The organism is Flavobacteriales bacterium, assembly GCA_016699575.1.
Lineage (GTDB): Bacteria > Bacteroidota > Bacteroidia > Flavobacteriales_F > PHOS-HE28 > PHOS-HE28.
The window spans coordinates 2,370,830-2,387,517 of record CP064979.1 but is presented as its reverse complement, the minus strand read 5'-3'; the positions used below and the strand labels follow the sequence as shown (position 1 = coordinate 2,387,517).

General features: G+C 61.2%; 14 protein-coding genes. 12 read left to right on the top strand and 2 right to left on the bottom strand.

The features are described from left to right. Positions 1 to 3 precede the first annotated feature (3 nt). Positions 4 to 3,747, bottom strand: a complete 3,744-nt coding sequence (locus tag IPJ76_09840; GenBank protein ID QQR84923.1) for a T9SS type A sorting domain-containing protein — start codon at positions 3,745 to 3,747, stop codon at positions 4 to 6. Between the two features lie 286 nt (positions 3,748 to 4,033). Between IPJ76_09840 and IPJ76_09835 the strand changes: the two genes are divergently transcribed. The 12 genes from IPJ76_09835 (at position 4,034) to IPJ76_09780 (ending at position 16,052) form a co-directional block, all read left to right on the top strand. Next, on the top strand, positions 4,034 to 4,177 hold the full coding sequence (locus IPJ76_09835; GenBank protein QQR84922.1) for a hypothetical protein: 144 nt from the start codon (positions 4,034 to 4,036) through the stop codon (positions 4,175 to 4,177). A gap of 105 nt (positions 4,178 to 4,282) precedes the next feature. Beyond that, the gene (locus IPJ76_09830) at positions 4,283 to 5,554 is read left to right on the top strand and encodes a peptidoglycan DD-metalloendopeptidase family protein (protein ID QQR84921.1); all 1,272 of its coding nucleotides are present in this window, start codon (positions 4,283 to 4,285) and stop codon (positions 5,552 to 5,554) included. 109 nt (positions 5,555 to 5,663) lie between these two features. Beyond that, positions 5,664 to 6,251, top strand: a complete 588-nt coding sequence (locus IPJ76_09825; protein ID QQR84920.1) for a hypothetical protein — start codon at positions 5,664 to 5,666, stop codon at positions 6,249 to 6,251. Continuing rightward, a complete protein-coding gene (locus tag IPJ76_09820) occupies positions 6,232 to 6,519 on the top strand; it encodes a transcriptional regulator (GenBank protein QQR84919.1) in 288 nt (95 codons plus the stop codon). The genes IPJ76_09825 and IPJ76_09820 overlap by 20 nt, the downstream gene beginning before the upstream one ends. Before the next feature lie 12 nt (positions 6,520 to 6,531). Next, positions 6,532 to 7,077 (top strand): DUF2306 domain-containing protein, encoded by a 546-nt coding sequence (locus IPJ76_09815; GenBank protein ID QQR84918.1) that lies wholly within the window; start codon positions 6,532 to 6,534, stop codon positions 7,075 to 7,077. Positions 7,078 to 7,142: 65 nt separating this feature from the next. Beyond that, positions 7,143 to 8,090, top strand: a complete 948-nt coding sequence (locus IPJ76_09810; GenBank protein ID QQR84917.1) for a hypothetical protein — start codon at positions 7,143 to 7,145, stop codon at positions 8,088 to 8,090. 106 nt (positions 8,091 to 8,196) lie between these two features. Further along, on the top strand, positions 8,197 to 8,643 hold the full coding sequence (locus tag IPJ76_09805; GenBank protein ID QQR84916.1) for a hypothetical protein: 447 nt from the start codon (positions 8,197 to 8,199) through the stop codon (positions 8,641 to 8,643). Between the two features lie 40 nt (positions 8,644 to 8,683). Next, a complete protein-coding gene (locus tag IPJ76_09800) occupies positions 8,684 to 10,018 on the top strand; it encodes a twin-arginine translocation signal domain-containing protein (protein QQR84915.1) in 1,335 nt (444 codons plus the stop codon). A 1-nt stretch (position 10,019) separates the two neighbouring features. Continuing rightward, on the top strand, positions 10,020 to 10,955 hold the full coding sequence (locus IPJ76_09795; protein QQR84914.1) for a hypothetical protein: 936 nt from the start codon (positions 10,020 to 10,022) through the stop codon (positions 10,953 to 10,955). Beyond that, positions 10,952 to 11,398 carry a hypothetical protein gene (locus IPJ76_09790; protein ID QQR84913.1) on the top strand — a complete coding sequence of 149 codons (447 nt, stop codon included), beginning with the start codon at positions 10,952 to 10,954 and terminating at the stop codon, positions 11,396 to 11,398. The genes IPJ76_09795 and IPJ76_09790 overlap by 4 nt, the downstream gene beginning before the upstream one ends. A gap of 104 nt (positions 11,399 to 11,502) precedes the next feature. After that, positions 11,503 to 14,937, top strand: coding sequence for a gliding motility-associated C-terminal domain-containing protein (locus IPJ76_09785; GenBank protein ID QQR84912.1), 3,435 nt, complete (start codon positions 11,503 to 11,505; stop codon positions 14,935 to 14,937). Next, the gene (locus tag IPJ76_09780) at positions 14,934 to 16,052 is read left to right on the top strand and encodes a PorP/SprF family type IX secretion system membrane protein (GenBank protein ID QQR84911.1); all 1,119 of its coding nucleotides are present in this window, start codon (positions 14,934 to 14,936) and stop codon (positions 16,050 to 16,052) included. The genes IPJ76_09785 and IPJ76_09780 overlap by 4 nt, the downstream gene beginning before the upstream one ends. Positions 16,053 to 16,058: 6 nt before the next feature. On the opposite strand, the gene IPJ76_09775 is transcribed toward IPJ76_09780, so the two are convergent. Further along, entirely contained in the window at positions 16,059 to 16,577 is a 519-nt protein-coding gene (locus tag IPJ76_09775; GenBank protein QQR84910.1) for a chromophore lyase CpcT/CpeT, read from the bottom strand. Between the last annotated feature and the right edge of the window lie 111 nt (positions 16,578 to 16,688).

The window sequence follows — 16,688 nt, the reverse complement described above, 5'->3', positions numbered from 1 at the left end:
GGGTCAATGGACCACCAACCGCGCCACCGCTGACTTTGCACCGCGCTGAACACGGACAAAGTACACGCCCATGGGCTCGGACGCTGCATCCCACTTGAGGCGCAACTCCTGGCCTGGTGACTGGTTACCAGTGAAAAGGTCGGCCACCACCGCTCCTTGGCTGTTGAAGACCACCACCACGAGTTCTTCGTCCTTCCCGGGTGCGGGCACCACCACGGTGGTGGCATCGTCCAACGGGTTCGGGAACGCAACGATCTCCATTGGCGCATCGAACACCGGCTCTTCGATCACTTCCGGCAGATCATCCTTCAACACACCATTGCACCAGAGCAAACCAGCCGACTCCAAGCCGCCCTCGTATCCGTTGTTGATGTCGCGTATTGCCGTGCGCAGCTGGTTGTACGTGAACGGCGAACCGCAACTGCCGAGCTTCCGATCGGCCTCAGCGGCCAACCCTTCAACGGTGTAACCCTGGAACGGTCCGGAGGCGATGACCAGGTTCTTCAAAAGCAACTGGCTACTGCTGAAGACCGGGTTGTATGCATCGAACTTCATGGTCAGCTTCAACGCCACCAGTTCGGCCGCAAGCCCATTGGTGATGCCGCTCCCCGGATTGATGGTGTTGCCGGTCGGCAACTGCGCGGAACCACCAGTAGCAGGCAGGAATGCCGTCACCGCCGCCGCCGAGGTCAATTGCATCGTGCGAGAACCACATCCGATCTTCAAATAGTCCGGTGCCGTGAAGAGCCAAGAGAAGTAGTTCGTCATGTATGTGGCCGCGTCGTTGGCGTTCTGCGGCACTGCGCCCCATGTGGTTTGGGATTCGGTGCGAAGCCCGTCACATATGGTGGCTTGCGGCGGTGAATAAACAACCGTGGCTACGTCGCCGCAACCGTTGGCGCTGGTGACCCCGACAGTGTATGTACCGGCGGCTACAACGCTGGCCGTTGCCGTCGTTTGCACCGGATTCGTGGTCCACGTGTACACGTAGGGCGCGGGGGCAACGGTCACGGTCGCGGTCAGCGTACCTGCGCCAGTGGTGATGTTGATCACTGGTTTGGGGTTCACCGTGACCGTAGTGCCGGATGATGTGCGCGTGCATCCGCTTGAAGTGATCGAAACCGTGTGGCTCCCTGATTGTGTGGCCGTGTAGCTGCTGGATGTGGCGCCTGTGATGGTGGCACCATTCCGCTTCCACACATAGGTGTAACCCGCTCCCGTGTTGGCATTGAGCGCAACGGACGACCCGGAACAGAACGTTGTTGCCCCTCCCGCGGTGATCGTGCTGGCCAACGTGCTCGGCGTTCCGATGCACTGGCACGAGGCGCTCCACGTATCGTTGATCGTGCAGGCGTTGTTGTCGTTGCATGACGTACCCGGCAGTGCGGGCCCACCGATCACACCGTTGCAATCAGGCGGTGTGGCCACGCCCAGAACGATCGCTACGGAAGCGATCGCTCCGCAGCCATTACCATCCGTCACACCAACCGTGTAGGTGCCGCTCGCGGTCACCGCAGCCGTTGCCGTGGTTTGGATGGGGTTCGTGTTCCAAGCGTAGACATAAGGCCCCGGAGTACCGTTGACAGAAGCGGTTACTGTGGCCAGGGCCGCGTTGGAACTGGTCGTGATGGTGGGCAACGGGTTCACGGTCACTTGCACTGGTGAGGAAACCACTGAACACCCTGTTTTCGTCACCGTAACGGTGTAGGACCCACTGAGCACCGCTGCCAGAACGCCGGAGGTTGCCCCAGTGATGTTGGTTCCGTTGCGCTGCCATGTATAGGTAAGGCCAGCGCCTGTGTTGGCGTTCAGCGCCACCGCTCCACCTTGGCAGAACGTAGTGGCACCGGCCGGTGTGATGGTCGCAACAGGGCCATTGTAGGTGCCGATGCATTGGCAGCTCACGGTCCACGCATCGTTGATCGTGCATGCGTTGTTGTCGTTGCATGCAGTACCGGGGAGGGCCGTTCCGCCAACGACGCCCAAGCAATCCACCGCGCCACCACCACCGGTAGCCGTCCCCAAGGCACCGAGCGAATGATCGAAGTAGCTGCCGCTCGGCGTCACTTGGAGCTTCACGGCGCGCACCATGTACTGGGCCCCGGCAACGAACGGCGTGTTGGTGTTCGAATAGGACGTGCCGTTGATGGGCGAAGCATTCACCCGGGTGAGAGCTCCCGTGTTGGCATCGATGCGATCGATGTTGTAGCCTGCCACGGATTCAGCGCTCGCCGCCCATGTGAACAATGCAGTGCCGCCGCTGTTGCTGATGGAGAGGTTGCCCGGTGCTGCGATGTAGCGCATGCGCAACGTTGGGTCACCCATCAGGCCAAGATGCACCCGGCCGATGCTGCCCTGCCAACCATCAGTAAGCGGTGTGTACAGCGCCGTGTTGTTCATGGTGGCCAACGTGCTCATGCCGATGCTCTCTCCCATGCCCATGTGGTGAACATAGAACCCCGGAATGGCGGACCAACAGTTCACCAGGGCGTTCCCGCTGGCAATTGCCCCGCGAAGGAAATTGTTCTTGTTGTCCCAGTCTCCGAAGTAGCTCCCGAAGGACATGTTGAAGATGCTGCCCACTGCGACAGTGGTTGCGTAGTCCTCCGTGATGGCGATGTTGTCGGCCCCGTTGTAGGTGAGCACACCGTTCACCGTGGCTTGCAGACCTCCACCGCTCGAGTACGCCCACAAGTAGCTCTGCCCGTTCACATAGGTCTTGAAGGCCGGCCCATAACTATAGGGTGCGGTGATATTGGCCGTTGGCACCATGGTCCCGAAACCACGCCATCCGCTAGCAGCCATTGGCGAGCCCGCCCACTGGAGATTGTCGAAGATGATGCCGCGCTCGATCGGCACGATGGACTTGATCTTGAAGCTGTGCAACTTGTTCAGGTAGTTCCGCATGAGCTGCGTCTCGCCAACTGCGAACGCAGGCATGTCATACATGTCCACGCGGCCCACTTGCAGCTCCACTGCGCTCGGGAAGGTGGTCTGGTCGAACTTGCCATCGCCCGGCACATTGTTGTTCGCGGTCCTCGCGGCGCTCGTCACGTTCACGGCAGCATCGGTCCAAAGCCCGTTCACATCGCCGTAATAGCCATCAGCAGGCCACGCACCCTTGTGCTCTTGGTGGCCGTCGGGGTTCTGGTTCCCACTGTACGGAACAGGAACGTGGCCAACAATGAAAAGAGCTTTCACGTTGGCGGGATCGGCATTGTACTGATTGGCAACGATCGTTCGGACGCTGCTCACGGATGCTGTGCGCGAAACATCCGTCCGCAGCACGACCCAGCCATCCGCCTTCAGGTCCAACTGCAGTTGCGCCAGCTCCGGAGCGAGTGACGCGGTGAACGTGTTGTCGACCAGCAGGACCAACTTGCCACGGTAGTCGGTTGCGGCCACCTCGATCCCCGAACGCAGGTAGCCCGTTCCCGTGCTGCCGTTGGCAACACGCACCACTTTGTACTCATAGGCCGTGGCCGTGGCAACCGAGTTGTCCGTCCATGCGGTGGCCGAAGCCGCAGGCGATGCGACGGCATTCCCCCAGCTCGTTCCCGAGACGGCCTTCCGATAAATGGTAATGCTGCTCGTGTTGGGCAGTGCGGTCCATGTGAGCGTGATGCTCGCCGGGGCCTTCTGCACCGTTGCGCTAACCTGGACTGCCGCATTCTGGCTACTGCTTTGGGCCAAGGACAAGGATGCCAGAAAGAGCAGGCCGGAGAAAAGCGTTGGGCGCAGGTGCATGTCAAGGACGGTTTTGAGCGGCCGCAAAAGAAGACCCTGGACCAACGCGACGCTAGTGCTACAGCCCTAGAGCGTCAAGGCTTTCCCGTTGTTCCATCGGGCATCCACGGGCATCCATCGGGTGTTTCACTCCACTCATCCGGCAAATGGTCAAGTTCACCGGGGCGGCCGCCGATCCGTCGAACCCTTCGGATGATCCGGACAAGGGCGGGAATCACCCCGATGGACCAGCCGCCTCCCCCTTCACAGTCCATTGTTCATTGCCCATGGGATCCATCTTCGCGGCATGACGAAGACATGGTTCCGAATGCTCGCTCGTTTGAACAAGGCTCTGCTGCCCAAACTGTGGCACCGTGACCTATCGCGACTTGGTCCTGTGCAGAAAGCACTTGTGGCATGGCGCTACTACGTGACCCGCAACGCATTGTAGAGCCAAGTTCCTGCGATCGCCCATGGCGGATCAACACCCGACCCGGTAAAATCCCTTGGCCCTCAGTTGCGTTACGCTGTTGTGTTGTCGCATTCTTGCGGAACCATGAAGACCTGGCACTGGTGGACGTTGGGGATCGGCAGCGCGTCCGTGGCCACCACCGTGGCCCTTACCACCGATCTGGCGCCGCGTGTGGAGTACGTGCCCGAGACCACGACCGCAGTGGTGGAAGACACCATCCCTGCCGTGCCGAGCGCATATGGTATCCCGTTGAGCGGCTTCGTGCTCGAACGTAGCACGGTGAAGAACGGCAGCACCTTCGGTGATCTACTGGGGAAGCATGGGCTGGGTGCCACAGCGGTCGACAGTCTGGTGAAGCTGGCGTCCAATGCATTCGACGTGCGGAAGATGCGCGCTGGCCATCCCTATGCCTTCATCTTCACCGATGACGCGGCCCGCACACCGAAGTACTTCGTGTACGAGGAAAGTCCGGTGCAGCACATCGTGTTCGCGTTGGATGGACTGGGCGTTGATGTGCACCTGCGGCCCATCAAGACCGAAGAGCGCAGCGTGGCGTGCACCGTGACCGGGGCGCTGTGGAACGACCTGCAGAAGTGCGGCGCCGATCCCGCCCTCGCCATGAAACTGGCCGAGGTGTTCGCGTGGACGGTGGACTTCTACCGCATCCAGAAGGACGAGAAGTTCACCATCGTGTACAACGAACGCTCGGTGGACGGCGAGCGCTACGGCGAACCGGAAGTGGTGGGCGTGCGCTACACCACCACCGACGGCAGCAAGGAGGCCATACTCTTCGCCGCCGACAGCTCCAACTCGTTCTTCGACAAGGACGGCAACAGCCTGCGCAAGGCCTTCCTGAAGGCTCCGTTGAAGTACAGCCGAATGAGCTCGGGCTTCAGCCAGCGCCGGTTCCATCCGGTGCAGAAACGTTTCAAGCCGCACCTCGGCACCGACTACGCCGCACCCTACGGCACACCCATCCTCAGCGTGGGCGATGGCACCGTGGAGAAGACCGGCTACACGGCCGGTAACGGCAACTTCGTGAAGATCCGCCACAACGGCACGTACAGTACCCAGTACCTGCACATGCGCAAGATCCTGGTGCGCCAGGGCCAGCATGTGCAGCAAGGCGACGTTATTGGTGAAGTGGGCAGCACGGGACTGGCCAGCGGCCCGCACGTGTGCTTCCGTTTCTGGAAGAACGGCGAGCAAGTGGACCACCGAAAGGAGGAACTGCCCAAGGCCGAGCCCGTGGCCAATGAAGACCGCCCGCGCTTCAATGCGGTGCGCGACGAGATGCTCGCAAAGCTTGATGAGGCAGAGCGCGCAGCCAGCGGTAGGAAGCCCGTGGAATTCTGAGCCCGCGCTCAATACTGTGCAAGCTGGACCCCTTTCGACCGGTCATACCCGGTGAGCATTTGGTTCATAGTGTAAACTAGTCTATACTTGCACCCAAATCCCTCCGGAAATGGAACAACAACTCACCCCTACCGAGAGCCTCCGCCTGATCGAAAGCATGATCGGCCAGGCCAAGCGCAGCTTCAGCCGGTTCAGTTTCTTCTTCCTGCTCTGGGGCTTCCTATTGATGGCGGCCATGGTGGCCACCTATGCGCTCCGCGACCTGTCACCCGCCATGGCGCAGGGGCTGCCGTGGGGCATCGCAGGCTTCGTTGGCGGCACCATCAGCTCTGTTCATGGGGCTTCACTGGGCAAGAAGGAACAGGTGAACAACCCCATGGACGGCATCATCGGATGGATCTGGGGGGCGTTCGTTATCACGCTGCTCATCATCATTGTTGGAGGTGCCGGCAATGCCAACGACCCCGGCCCTGCGATAACGGTCCTCACCGGCCTGCCCACGTTCATGACCGGTCGCATCATGCGGTTCAAGCCACTGATGCTCGGCGGCGTGCTGTTCTGGGTGCTCGGCGCCATGATGTTCTTCGTGGATGATCGGCTGTTGAGCACCGTGCTCTACTGTTGCGCCATGCTCTTCGGCTACATCGTACCCGGCTTCCTGCTCAAGCGGCAAGAGAATGGCCTTCGCACCGCTTGACCCCGTCCTGCACAACCAGTTGCGGCTCGCCGTGGTGAGCCTGCTGGTGGGTGTGGACAGTGCGGAATTCAACTTCATCCTGGAACGGACCGGCGCCACCAAGGGCAACCTCAGTGTGCAGATCTCAAAGCTGAAGGGGGCTGGCTATGTATCGGTGTCGAAGAGCTTCCGCGACAACTATCCGCTGACGACCTGCAAGCTCACAGCAAAGGGCCTGCGCGCATTCGAGCACTACGTGCGCGCGATCAAAGGCTACCTGGGGAACTGAACAACGTGGCCGATGATCGAGATCCGCTCCTATACCTGGTTGAGCTGGCTGCACATTGCTGCGGCCGTGTTGGCCATGGTGCTCGGCCTGTTGGTGCTGATGCGCAGGAAAGGCACGCGATCGCACCGGCAGCTGGGTTATGGCTACGTCGCTTCCATGACCTTGCTCAACCTCTCGGCGTTCGGCATGTACCGGTTGTTCGGCGTGTTCGGTCCGTTCCACATCGCCGCGGTGGTGAGCACGCTCACGCTGGCAGCGGGCATGCGGGCCGTGCTGAAGCGCCCGCGCACACAGCGCACCACAGAGCTGCACCTGGTCTTCATGTACTGGTCGGTCATCGGACTGTACGCAGCGTTCTTCTCCGAACTCATGGTGCGCGTGCGTGTCAACGCGGCCTTCCTCATCCTGGTCTCGTGCGCCACCGGCGGCACGGTCTTGCTAGGAGCGCTCATGCAACGGCGGCTGATCACCAAGTGGGTCGCTGAGCTCGCACCAGCGGACCACGCAAGCCCTCGTCCGCCCGAGGAGCGTTCGTCGATCAGCGCAACGGGTCCATAGGTTGAACACCCCGGGCCCGGTCGAGAAGTTGGGCCACCTGTGCAACCCCGCCCGTACACCGCTCCATGCGCAGCTGCACGGCACGAGGGAACAGGATGAAGCCGATGGCCGGTTGCGCTCTCGTAGTGGTCGCGCTCCTGGGCAACGCAGGATGCAAGAAGGAAACGGAACTCGTTCCGGACAACCAGGCACCCGACTACAACGGCGTGCCGACGGTCATCACGCAGAACTACGTCAACCGCCTGTTCATCGACCTCATCGGTCGTGAGCCGCTTGACGTGGAGATGGACGCGGAAGTGGCGGCGCTGGAAGCCGCATCGCTTTCCACCGCCGCTCGCGAAGCACTGGTGAACAAGCTGATGACGAGCACGGCCTACGTGGAAGGCGACAGCAGTTACAAGCGTGCCTACTACCAGCGCCAGTACGAACTCTACAAGGCCCGCTGCCTCGAAGGATGCAGCGACGACATCATCGACGGCGCCATCGCCACGGCCGAACAGGATGCCCTGGCCGATTCGCTCGCGGGCAACACCCAGGGGCTCAATGAGACGAACAGCGAGCTACAGAAGCTGCGCAACCTGAAGAACAGCCGCGAGAATTACATGAACGGGCTGATCGGCATCGATGACGTGATGGGCTACATGGTGTTCAACAGCATCTACGACCAGATCAACATGAACACGTTCAACTTCATCAATGCCACGTTCGACAATCTGTTGCTGCGGTTCCCCACCAGCGCGGAGTTCAATGCCGGCTTCGACATGGTGGAGAACAGCTCCGCGACGATCCTCTTCGCGCAAAGCGGCCAGAACAAGGGCGACTACGTGCAGATCCTCACCGGCACCGCCGAGTTCCGCGAAGGCATGGTGCGCTGGAGCTATCGCACGTTCATGGGCCGCGAGGCCAGCACCTACGAGGTGTACAACGCCTTGTCGCACTTCAACGCCGACGGCGACCTGCAACGCGTGCAACGCGCCATCCTCACCAGCGATGAATACGCCAACATCGATTGACATGAACATGAGTGCTCCATCGAAGACGGGATGCTGCTCCTTTCACCACCCCTTCCGCTCCGCTCAGGGCAGGCTCGGAAAGGTTGGGATAGGGGTCGCATTGCTCTTGCTCGTCGCCACCTCCTGCACCAAGGACCTTGAGTACGAAGTGAACGAGGTGCAACTGAACGCACCCGGGACGATCAAGGACAACGAAAAGACCAACCAGCAGTACGCGGCCATCCTGCACGCCAACCTGTTCCAGGACGCCCTGAGCGCGAACGAGCTCTACGAGCTGGACCAGTGCATCCAGAGCATCGGCGACAAGGAGCTGGCCCGCGAGGTGATCATCAGCAACTTCATGAACAAGCCCGGCGTGATCATCCCCGATGACGCAACGATGCGCGCTGATATCGAAGCCTTCATCATCGGAACCTACAACCGCTTCCTGGTGCGCAACCCGACCGAAGCCGAGAAGACCTGGTTCCGCAACTACATCGAAGCCGACCCGAACGTGACACCGGAGATCATCTACTTCTCCTTCGCCATGAGCGACGAATACCTCTTCTACTGAACGAACGACAACGCCTTCGCCGGACTACGGCGTTCAACGCATGGACCGCAGGAACTTCATCAAACGCGCAGGCGCAGCAGCAGCTGGTGCCTTCGTGATGCCCTACATCCTCCCGAGCGGACGGCTGTTCGCGGCCAGCGGTGGCGGCGGCGGTGCGCAGCACGTGGTGCTGGTAATGTTCGCCGGTGGCGTGCGCCAACAGGAGAGCATCGGCATGCGCTACCTGGCCGATGCGCAGAACGAGATGTACGAGGGCAACATCATGTACAACATGCTCAATGGGCAGGCCCCTGGACAGAAGATCGTGTACGGGACCGGTCTCGGCGGCATCAACCCGATCCCCGGCCTGCTCAACACCACCCTCGAATCGCAAGGCACGCTCTTCGCCGAAATGCGCGCGGTGAATGCGGGGCATTACGGTGGTCTCAACTCACTGCTGCAGGGAAGCCAGGCCACCACGCAGGGCCTCACGCAAAAGCCGCTCAACCCGACCATCTTCGAATACCTGCGCCGCCACGCCGGTCTGCCCGCGACCAAGACCTGGTTCATCGGCAACACCATCGGCAACAGCGTGCCGCTGCTCAACTACAGCATCCACCCGCAGTACGGCGCGCGCTACGGTGCCAACTTCTTCGCGCCCAACATCACGTTCGGTCCGCTCGGAGATCAGTACTTGAGCAACGCCAAGGTCTACCATCCCCAGGACCAGCTCGCGCCGATGTACGAGATGAAGGCTTTCCTCGACAACAGCTTCGAGAACGTGGGCAACGTGGCCACCGGCATCGGCAATACGCCCGATGAGAAGCAGGACATCAAAGCCTTCATGGTGGAGATGTTCAGCAAGACCGCGAACGGAACGGTGGCGCACCCGCCCGTCCATGACAATGGCGATGCACAGACCGTGGGATACGCCTGCGAAGTGATGAAGTGGTTCAAACCAGCGCTCACGGTAGTGAACATGAGCAGTGTGGACGGTTGCCACGGCAGCTTCACCGGCTACCTCGCCAGCCTGCACAGGGCCGATCACAGCGTGGGCCACCTGTGGAACTACATCCAGACGCAGATCCCGGAGATTGCCGGCAACACCACGCTGATCGTCGTGCCCGAATGCGGCCGCAACGACCAGCCGAACGCGATCCGCGACGAGAACGACTGGTTCGGGTACGATCACAGCGATGCCAATGCTTTGCGCATTTTCGGAATGATGGTGGGTGCCGGGGTGCAGAGCAACCTGCGCATCGGCAGCGAGGGCAGTCCCGTGGGCATCGCAACGGACGTGGTGCCCACCATCGCTGAGCTGCTCGGCGTAAAGAACGAAGTGATGAGCGCCGGCCTGATCGATGCCGGAAGCCTATCGCTCTTCGACCGCATATGACATGAAGCGCACGACCACCATAACCGTCATTGCCGTCTTCGTTGCCGCGTGCAGCAAGGAGCAGGTGAACCCGTACGACGAACTCGTGCACGCTTCGCCGAACCCGCCCGCGGAGAACCTCCCCCCGGACAATTTTGCTTGGCTGCACCAAAAGGTCTTCCGGCCCACATGCGCCAACAGCGGCTGCCACGACGGCCACTTCGAGCCGGACTTCCGCAGCATCGCCAGCAGCTACAACTCCTTGGTGTTCGCACCGGTGACCAACAACGATCCGCAGGAGAGCTTTACCTATCGCGTGCAGCCGGGCAACGCACAGCTGTCCTTCTTGCACGAGCGCCTTACCGTCTTCGTGCCCAACACCAGCGGCATGATGCCCTTGGAGTACATCGGCACGGACTGGGGCGAGAACCAGACGATGTACATCAATGCCATTACCGCGTGGATCAATTACGGCGCACATGACATGTTCGGTGGAAGTCCCACGCTCGGCAACCGCGAGCCGCAGGTTACCGGGATGCTCGCCTTTCCACAGGGCGCCACGAGCAACCCATTCCCACGCGGCCAAGGTGCTGGCGTGAACCCCATTGAAGTATCGGGCAGCAGCATCGATCTCTGGTTCGCCTTCGCGGACGACAGTACCTCGGCCACTGCGCTCACCCACAACAAGGTGAAAGTCGCGACCGCCATCGGTGGGTTCCCGCTCGTGCCCGAGCAAGACCTCATCACCGGCGCCAGCATAAGTGGCCCCGACTTCGGCAACAGCAACACCACGTTCACGCATCAAGCAACGCTCGACCTGAGCACCTACGCGCCGGGCACCCTGCTGTTCGTGCGCGCCTACGTGAACGACGGTGACCACACGGACAATACCGAAGTGCCCAACGATGGCACAACGGCGCCGATGCTCAACTACTTCACCATTCTCGTGAATCCATGAAGCAGTTGCTCGCACTCCTCTTCTCCGTGGTGCTGCTCGCCTCTTGCAAAAAGGAAGGCGTGGAAAGCGGCCCACCGGAGATCACGTTACTGAGCGCTGGTCCCAATGCCGTGGTGCAGTTCGAGGATCGTGTGGTACTGCGCTTCAGCTACAAAGACCCCGACGGTGACCTGGGCCAGGATGATCCCGATGCATACACATTGTGGGTGAAGGACAGTCGCCTGAGCACTGCGGATGGTTATCACATCCCACCGCTCGCGCCGCCTGGAGAACAGTTGTCCATACAAGGCGAATTGCAGGTCGAACTCGTTCCGCTGTTCCTGCTCGGCAACAGTGGGGAAGAGACCATGACCTACACGTTCCACATCACCGATCGTGCCGGCCATCGCAGCAACGAACTGGTGACTTCACCGATCGTCGTCACCGATAGTATCCCGATGTGAGCATGACCCGATCCCACGGCATATCACGGATGTTCTCCCTTCCCCATCGGGGAAGGGCCGGGGATGGGGTGGGAAAGGTCGGACTAGGAGTTCTCGCGTTCGGTATGGTCACAGGCTCATTGCACGCCCAAGTGCTGCCGGAGTTCAACATGACCGACACGGTGGTGACGCTCTGCAAGGGCATCCTGCTCGATAGTGAGGACGGGCCCGGTGGCAACATCTACGGCAACAACGAAGACTACACGTTCACCATCGATGCAGGCGGGCCGGTGACATTGGTGTTCGACGAGGTGTTCTGCACGGAGCAGGGGCTGGACCTTCTGACTTTCCATGATGGGCCGAGCATCCTCTCGCCGCAGATCGGACCGGCGTACAGTGGGATCAACGCACCACCGCCCATCACCAGCACCGGCTACTACCTCACCGTGCACTTCGTAACCGATGCCAACGTGGCCTATTGCGGCTTCGAAGCGCAATGGACGAGCGTGGTGATCCCCCCGGTGCCGCCGGTGATGACGATCCCAACACCACCAATGTGCGCGAGCGCTGCCATCAACCTGGCCTTCAGCTACCCGATCCCTTGCGACTCCATCAACCCAAGCGCGTTCACCATCAGCGGCTCGAACTCCCCTGTGGTGACGAGCGCCACACCCACGAACTGCATCGGCGGCGAAACGCAGACCATGCAGCTGGGCATCGACCCGCCGTTCGATCGCAACTGCCCTTACGATGTCTCGTTCGAGATCGGCATCCGCGACCGGTGCGACTCGCTGTGGTACTTCACCATCAACGCGAGCACGCAGATCGCGACCTGTCCGCTCGGCGTGCTGATGGAACTGACCGAGGATACGATCTGCGCCGGGACCTGCACGGAACTCTTCGCTGATGTGCAAGGCTGCCTCACCTACACCTTCACTTGGAGCAACGGCCTGCCGAACAGTGCGGGCCCACATTCCATCTGCCCGACCACAACCACCACGTATTCGGTCACCGTTACCGAGAACGGCACAGGACAAACCACCACCAACAGCATCACCGTGGTGGTCGTTGATCCGCAGATCACTGGCCCCACCAGTGCCATCTGCCAATCGGACGCCGCATTCGATCTGAGCGCCACACCGGTCGGCGGTGTCTGGAGCGGACCGGGCATCATCGACTCGCTGGCCGGTACGCTCGACCCTGATACCGCTGGGCCGGGAGCGCACATCATCTCCTACTCGCTGGGCGGCTGCACAGAGACCATCACCGTGGTGATCGATAGCATGGATGCTGGCGTGACCCATGCAGCCTGCCCCGGAACCGCGCCGTTCTTCATTCCGTACGCAACGCCCGGCGGTGGCACATGGAGCGGCCCGAACGTGCAACCCAATGGGCTCTTCGACCCGAGCACGATCGGCACCTTCCTGCTCACCTACACGGCTGGCAATTGCAGCGACACCGTGCGCGTGAACGTGGACAACATCATCGGACAAGCACAGCTGGACACGGTCTGCCAGAGCACCTACCCGTTCGACATACCGGTCTATCCCTTCGGTGGGCGATGGAGCGGACCGGGCATCGTCGATTCGATCTATGGCACCTTCGATCCGGACGAAGCTGGCGGCGGCACACATACGCTGCTGTATGACATGCACGGTTGCGACATGTCCTTCACCATCCATGTGAAGCCCATCGATATCGGATATGACCGCAGCGCTTGCCCTTCGCAACCGCCGTTCGTGCTCTCACTAGCGGCCATTCCTCCGGGCGGCATGTGGAGCGGGCTGGGCATTGCGGATGGGAACACCGGTCTGTACGATCCCGCGCAAGCCGGACTTGTATGGGATGTGGTGACCTACGCCGCACCGAACGCTTGCACCGACACAATAGGCATCCTTGTGGGTTGGACGGAGGTCAACGACGACACGCTCTACTTCTGCGAGGGCGATGATGCGCTGATCCTCGACGAGAACACGACCGGCCGGACACCGTGGGACGGTACGTGGAGCGGGCCCGGCATCACACAGGACAACGACGGCAACTTCTTCATCGACCCCTCTCTTGCAGGAGTTGGCGCATACGTGCTCCACTTCGACGCGAACACCTGCAGCGACAGTCTTTGGGCCATTGTGCATCCTGCTTCTCTCGGTGTGCCCGACATGACCGTGTGCAGTGCAACAGGCGCCTTTTTGATCGCTCAGGTTCCCATGGGGGCCACGTTCACCGGCGCAGGCGTGAACAGCACGGGCGTGTTCGATCCCGCGCTGGCAGGAGCAGGTGTGCATGCCATCGTTTATGGTGCTCCCGCCGGATGCACGGACACCGTGAACATCAATGTGTACGCGTTCCAGCAAGCCAGCATCGGCGGTGTGCAGGAGACCTATTGCAGCAATGATGTGCTGGTGGACATTGACCTCTACCCCTCGGGCGGGGTGTTCACCGGATTGCCGGACACGCTATTCAACCCCGGCCTTCTCACGAACGGCACGTACACGCTCACCTATAGCGTGGGCTTCGGCGCGTGCCTCAGCAGCGACACACTGGTCTTCACCGACCATCCTGCCTTGGCAACGCAGGTCAGCGTCAGCAACAACCCGATCTGTGGCGGCGGTGGTAGCGTCATCGAGGTGGTCCCCATGGGCGGCAACCCGAACTATCCGGTTAGCTACCAATGGAGCGACGGCGCGTTCCCGATCGAAACGAACAGCGTGAGCCCCGACACCACCACTTGGTACGTGGTGACCACCACCGATGGCTGCAGCGACCCGGTGATCGACAGCGTGCTCATCACCGTGCATCCGCCCTTCCAGGAGCAGTTCGCGTTCAGCGCGATGCAGTGCTATGGTGAGCCGGGCTACGTGGTCGGCAGCGTGACGGGTCCGGGTACCTACACCTTCACCTGGGATGCTGGAACGGTGACCGTTGGCGACAGCGTGAACCTTCCAGCGGGCGAACTCGTGCAGGTGAACGTGGTGAACGATGCCACCGGCTGCGATCACGACACACTGATCCAGGTGCCCAGCTGGCCCGCCATCACGGCGCTCTTCAGCGCGAACCCCGATGAGCCGTGCGTGCCGTGGGAGCAGCGCGATGTGACGTTCATCGACCTCAGCAACAATGCCGTTGGCGGCTATTGGGTGATCGATGGCGACACGGTCCCCTACTCCTTGGGCACGGATCCCAACTACGACCTCGGCCACGCCGGCTACTACTCGGTGCAACTCGTTGTTTGGAACGAAGGCAACTGCGCCGACAGCATGAGCCTCGACATCTGCATCCAGGACAGCGAGGCCATCTTCCTACCGGATGCTTTCAGTCCGAACGGGGACGGGAACAACGATGTGCTGTTCGTCAGGGGCGGAACCATCGCTCAAATGGACTTCGCACTCTACGACCGCTGGGGCAACCGTGTCTTCAGCAGCACCGGCCCACAGCACGGTTGGGACGGGAACATGAACGATGCACAGAGTCCGAGCGGCGTGTACCTGTGGACGCTGCATGCAACGCTTGACGACGGTACCACGGTCGATCGCACCGGCAACATCACGCTTGTACGATGAAGAACCTGAGCCATTGGCTGATAGCTTGTGGCCGTTGGCCCGTCTGCGGAAGCGGCAATCGTAGAAGCCACGATCCATGCCTGGCGCACAGACGGGCCAACGGCCAATGGCTAATGGCCATAAGCACATTGGTAACGGCTTCAGCCACCGCCCAGGACATCCACTTCAGCCAGTTCTTCAACGCACCGTTGGTCCTGAACGCCGCCAGCGCCGGCGACATCGACGATGATCAGCGCGCTGCTTTGATGTACCGCAACCAATGGCAGAGCGCTGGAAGCCCGTTCCGTACGCAAGCCTTCAGCTATGATCTGCCGTTGTTCCGTGAACGCATGCGGGGCCGTTACCTCGGCGTGGGCATCCATCTCTTCAGCGATAAAGCGGGCAACACCAGGTTCGGCGACACGCAGGGCAGCCTGAGCGTTAGCTACGCGATCAAAAGCGGCGATGAAAGCCTGCTCGCGTTCGGCCTGCAAGGTGGCTACGGGCAGCGCAGCGCCGTGCTGAGCGGCATGCGATGGGACAGCCAGTACAACGGTGCGGGCTACGACCCTACGCTTGCCGCGGGTGAAACCATGGCCGATGCAAGCACGAACTTCGTTGACTTCGGCGCGGGGTTCCTGTGGAAAGGCGAGGCCCGCGCAGGCTGGCGGTGGAAGTCGGGCGTGGCGGTGCACCACCTCAACCAACCGAAGGTGTCCTTGTACGGCACGAACGAAGACCAGCTGCTGCGGCGCTTCACCGTGCACGCGGAGCTGCGGTTCGAAGGCAAGAAGTGGACATGGCTGCCGAAGGTGTATGCGCAGCAGCAAGGCGGCAACCGCGAGATCGTGTTCGGGGCCTTGATGCATCGACGTATCGGCACGGACAGCCGCCACACCAACTACCAGAACAGCAGTGCCATCTACTTGGGCGCGTTCTACCGCTGGAACGATGCCGTTGCACCCACGGTCCAGTTCGAATGGCAGCGAAAACTGGTGGCCGCACTCAGCTACGACATCAACGTGAGCCGCTTGCGCGCACAGACCGGCCTGCGCGGTGGCATGGAAGTCAGCATCCAATGGGTGGGCGTGTTCAGCGACAAGCGGACGAAGCTGCCGAAGAGCAAGGTGTACTGAAGGCGTTCAGCGCTTCTTCACGAATTCATACCCGCGGTTCTCCGCACCCCACACCTGCGTGTGTGTGTCGTCGTAGCCGCGGTCCCAGCTCACCATGCCGTCGGGGCCGATGTCCACCTCGCTGGTGGCGTAGGTGGCTTTGCCCCAAGCATTGCGGCAATCGCGCTCGTGCGTGCTGCCCACGAAGCGGCCATTGCGGTAGTGCAAGGTGATGGCACAACCCTCCAGCACCTTGGCGTCCGCGGGTGTCAGCGCATCGAACCGCGACACGTCACGATAGGCACCCATGAAGTTCTTCATGCTGTCCAGGTTGCACACCGTGCTGACGAAGGTGGTGTCGTCCACCTGCCGGAGATGGTAGATGCGCTGGCGATAAGGCTTGTCTTTCTTGGAAGCAGCGGCCTGCTCCACGTACAGCCAGATGCCATCGGTCTCCTTCGGCCAGATGCGCATCATCTCCAGTTCGATGTTGAAGTAGTTGGTGTCGCGTTCGGCTTGGGCGGCGCTGGAATAACTGCCGATCATGGTGGAGGTTAGCAGCTCAAGGCCAGGCATTCTTGAGCGCTGATGACTGTGGTCGTCAGAACTCCGAAACACAGCAGATGTTGCTTCATTAAGCGAACATACAGATGACGT

Excerpts from the sequence above, each read along its gene's own strand:
- IPJ76_09840 (QQR84923.1), bottom strand. The coding sequence starts at position 3,747 with ATGCACCTGCGCCCAACGCTTTTCTCCGGCCTGCTCTTTCTGGCATCC.
- IPJ76_09835 (QQR84922.1), top strand. The coding sequence starts at position 4,034 with ATGACGAAGACATGGTTCCGAATGCTCGCTCGTTTGAACAAGGCTCTG.
- IPJ76_09830 (QQR84921.1), top strand. The coding sequence starts at position 4,283 with ATGAAGACCTGGCACTGGTGGACGTTGGGGATCGGCAGCGCGTCCGTG.
- IPJ76_09825 (QQR84920.1), top strand. The coding sequence starts at position 5,664 with ATGGAACAACAACTCACCCCTACCGAGAGCCTCCGCCTGATCGAAAGC.
- IPJ76_09820 (QQR84919.1), top strand. The coding sequence starts at position 6,232 with ATGGCCTTCGCACCGCTTGACCCCGTCCTGCACAACCAGTTGCGGCTC.
- IPJ76_09815 (QQR84918.1), top strand. The coding sequence starts at position 6,532 with ATGATCGAGATCCGCTCCTATACCTGGTTGAGCTGGCTGCACATTGCT.
- IPJ76_09810 (QQR84917.1), top strand. The coding sequence starts at position 7,143 with ATGCGCAGCTGCACGGCACGAGGGAACAGGATGAAGCCGATGGCCGGT.
- IPJ76_09800 (QQR84915.1), top strand. The coding sequence starts at position 8,684 with ATGGACCGCAGGAACTTCATCAAACGCGCAGGCGCAGCAGCAGCTGGT.
- IPJ76_09795 (QQR84914.1), top strand. The coding sequence starts at position 10,020 with ATGAAGCGCACGACCACCATAACCGTCATTGCCGTCTTCGTTGCCGCG.
- IPJ76_09790 (QQR84913.1), top strand. The coding sequence starts at position 10,952 with ATGAAGCAGTTGCTCGCACTCCTCTTCTCCGTGGTGCTGCTCGCCTCT.
- IPJ76_09785 (QQR84912.1), top strand. The coding sequence starts at position 11,503 with ATGGTCACAGGCTCATTGCACGCCCAAGTGCTGCCGGAGTTCAACATG.
- IPJ76_09780 (QQR84911.1), top strand. The coding sequence starts at position 14,934 with ATGAAGAACCTGAGCCATTGGCTGATAGCTTGTGGCCGTTGGCCCGTC.
- IPJ76_09775 (QQR84910.1), bottom strand. The coding sequence starts at position 16,577 with ATGATCGGCAGTTATTCCAGCGCCGCCCAAGCCGAACGCGACACCAAC.